Source organism: Sutterella sp., from assembly GCF_052272535.1.
In the GTDB taxonomy this organism is placed as follows: domain Bacteria; phylum Pseudomonadota; class Gammaproteobacteria; order Burkholderiales; family Burkholderiaceae_F; genus Sutterella.
In genome coordinates, this window is sequence record NZ_DAVZJY010000253.1 from 1 (window position 1) to 3,100 (window position 3,100).

Here is a 3,100-nt window from a genome sequence, read left to right on the forward strand (position 1 = left end):
ATCCCGGAGGGCGCTTCATTCAGAAGGGTCGCCCGTCCGCACGCCCGGCGCAGCCGGGCGCACGCCGAAGAACTCCGCGCAGCGGTCCCTCGAAGCGCCGGCGTGCGGGAGTCCTCCGGCGTGCGCCGCGCACGGACGTCCCGACCGGCCTCCGGACCGGCGCCTTCCCGCCCCCAGAATCCAATGCAGCACGACGCCCACTCCACCACGCCCCTCGTTCACCGACTGACGCCCGAGCCTGTCCGCGACGCCTCCTCCCGTCTCGGTTGCTTCTGGCCGACGGGCTTCGCCGCCCTGTGGGCGGTCGCGGCCGCCTTCTGGCTCCATCTTGAAGGCTTCACCGCCGCGCCCGATGCGTTTGCGAACACGCCCGGCGTCGTTGAGTCGAGCGAGGCGGTGGCCGCGGCCGTGGAGGCCGAGGAGGAGAAGGCCGCGGAGCTCGTGAGCGCCTGGGAGAAGAACCACCCGCAGGGCGGGGAGACGCTCGACCCGATCGGCGCTTCGGGCGGCCAGGTGGCTGAGTACATTGCGCGCAGCTACCGCATCTCGCGCGAGGACGCCCGGCAGTACACCGCCTGGGCCGTCGAGATCGGGCAGGGCTTCGACGTCGATCCGCTCCTCATCCTGGCGGTGGCCGCCACCGAATCGAGCTTCGACCCGAAAGCGAAGAGCGGCGCGGGCGCCGAAGGCCTGATGCAGGTGATGACCCGCGTGCACACCGACAAGTTCAAGGCCTTCGGGGGCGAGAAGGCCGCGCTCGAACCCTATCCGAACATGGTCGTGGGGACGTCGATCCTCTCGCGCCTCATCGTCCGCACCGGCAGCGTCGCCAAGGCGCTCAAGTGGTACTACGGCGCGGCGAACGACAAGACGGACGGCGGCTACGCCGCGAAGGTCTTCAAGGAGAGGAGCCGCATGTTGGTCGCCGCGGGCGGCGACGCCTCGGCCGCGGTGCAGCTCTCGCGCCGCAGTCGCACGGGCCCGGACTACTCCGCGGCGCAGGGCCGCGTGAAGACACTCGCCTTCAGCGAGTGGGCGGCCTTGGCCGAAGCGCTCGAGACGCGCCTCTCCACGGCGGGCGCCGTCGTGAGGCTTGATGCTCCCGGGAAGACTGCGCCCGCGGCCTCGATGAAGACCACGGAGGTGGCCGACGTGAAGCGCGCGGCCGCACCGGGCTTGACTGAAGTCCTGTTCGAGTGATTCCCGCCTATTCGCGACGCGGGTAGTCGCCCGCGAGCGTCTCCAACCAGCACGCGGCGGCAAGCCCCGCCGTTTCCGTGCGCAGCACGCGCGCGCCGAGAAGCGTCGGGCGCCAGCCCGCCGCCTCGGCCGCCTCGATCTCCGCGGCGGAGAATCCGCCTTCGGGGCCCACCGCAAAGGCGGCGGACCTGAGACCGGGGCGGATTTCCGCCGGAACGCCGCCCTTCGCGCCCGGCGCGAGGATGAGGCGGACGTCGGCCGCGACGGCCGCAAGACCCGCCGCCAGCGAAGGCGAGGCGGTGATTTCGGGGACGAGGTTGCGGCCGCACTGCTCGGCCGCGGCGCGGGCGATGTCGGTGAGGCGCGCGAGACGCTTTGCGAGCCGCTCGCCCGAGAGGCGGGTGACCGAGCGCTCCGCGGGTACGAACCGCACGGCGGAGACCCCGGTTTCTACGGCCTTCTCAACGATCCAGTCGGTCTTCTCGGGCGAGACGAAGCTCTGCACGAGCGTCATGAAGACGGGGGGTTCGCAGGCGCCCTCGGTCGCCGCGTCGATGTCGACCCAGGTGCGGTCGGCTGAAAAGCCGATCGCGCCCTGCCAGGCCGTGCCCGATCCGTTGAAGAGCTCCACGCGCTCGCCCGCGGCGAGGCGCAGCGCTCGGCCCGCATGGTGCGCGGCCTTGGGCGGGAGTTCAAAGGGGGCGTTCATGCGGAAGGCGTTGGAGGGAAGGTCGATGAAGAAGCGCGGCAGGGACATGGGGCGGCGTCGGGGAGGGAGGTTGATGAGGGCGGGGCCCTCGGCGGGAAATCCCGAATGAGAGCAGGGCGATTGCATGACTTTCAAAAGCTGAGCATCGCTCGGAACCTCTGAAATATAGACGAAGAGGACAAAATCAACCCCGAAAAGAGCTTGCATTGACAAACTCTTTTCTGCATAATATGCATATGGCCCATATTGCAAGGGGGGGGGGGAAATGCCGTCCAAGATCCCTGCGGAGATTCATGATCTTGTCCCTGAAGAGCTGCGCCACAAGTACGGCATCTACTGGAGCGCCAAGGGCGAGCGCTACTACGTGTTCCGTGACGTCGTCCACATGTACGATCCGGAGAAGAAGCGCTCCAAGGTCAAACGCGTCGCCCTCGGCTCCATCAAGAACGGCGTCTTCACTTACAGCCCGTCCTACCTCAAGACCCTCAAGATCGAAGAGCTTCAGAGCGACAATGCCGCGCTGAGAAAGGAGGCGGCGGCCACTACGCCGCCCACGCCCGAACTCGTCCGAGACGTTCAGAAGGCCGTCGAGTCGCTGCCCGACCCCAGAAAGCACCAGAACAAGGTTGAGTACCCGCTTCAGGTAGTCCTGACGGTGGCTTTGCTGGCCGCCTTCGCCGGCTACACGAGCGCCGTGAGCATCGCCATCTACTGGCGGCAGTACCATGCCGAGCTCACGGAACTGATCGAGCATTTCTCCGAGAAGGAGATATCCCACGACACGGTCAACCGCCTGTTGCGCTTGATAAAACCCTCGGAATTCCATGGCTTGTTGACCCGCATGGCCCAGGGGCTCATTTCTCAGGCGGTCGGAAGGGTCTTCCACATTGACGGACAGGCCGTCTCAGCCTCCAAGACGGAGGATCTCAGCACCGGGCGCTACATGTTCAATGCCTACGACTCCGTAAACGGCGTCGTGGCGGCAAGCCTGCTCATCGAAGAGAAGCAGAACGAGATCTCTACGGCCATGAAGCTTTTGTCCATGATCGACCTCAAGCCCGGAGACCTGGTTACCGCAGACGCCATGAACACGCAGAAGGCGCTTGTGTCGTATCTCGTGGAGCGTGAAGTCGGCTACTGCCTCGCCGTCAAGAACAATCACCAGAAGCTCTGGCGCGAAGTTCACTACCT

The 3,100-nt window shown here is 66.6% G+C and carries 3 protein-coding genes; 2 read left to right on the forward strand and 1 reads right to left on the reverse strand.

Annotated elements, in window-relative coordinates; translation table 11 throughout:
• The first annotated feature begins 183 nt into the window (after positions 1–183).
• Positions 184–1,200, forward strand: coding sequence for a transglycosylase SLT domain-containing protein (locus ACT6Y9_RS09890; protein WP_443744400.1), 1,017 nt, complete (start codon positions 184–186; stop codon positions 1,198–1,200).
• A gap of 7 nt (positions 1,201–1,207) precedes the next feature.
• Here ACT6Y9_RS09890 and ACT6Y9_RS09895 read toward each other — a convergent pair whose 3' ends face one another.
• On the reverse strand, positions 1,208–1,957 hold the full coding sequence (locus ACT6Y9_RS09895; RefSeq protein ID WP_443744401.1) for a 16S rRNA (uracil(1498)-N(3))-methyltransferase: 750 nt from the start codon (positions 1,955–1,957) through the stop codon (positions 1,208–1,210).
• Between the two features lie 217 nt (positions 1,958–2,174).
• Between ACT6Y9_RS09895 and ACT6Y9_RS09900 the strand changes: the two genes are divergently transcribed.
• Positions 2,175–3,100: ISAs1 family transposase (locus ACT6Y9_RS09900; RefSeq protein ID WP_443744402.1), on the forward strand; the 926-nt coding region annotated here is incomplete at its 3' end.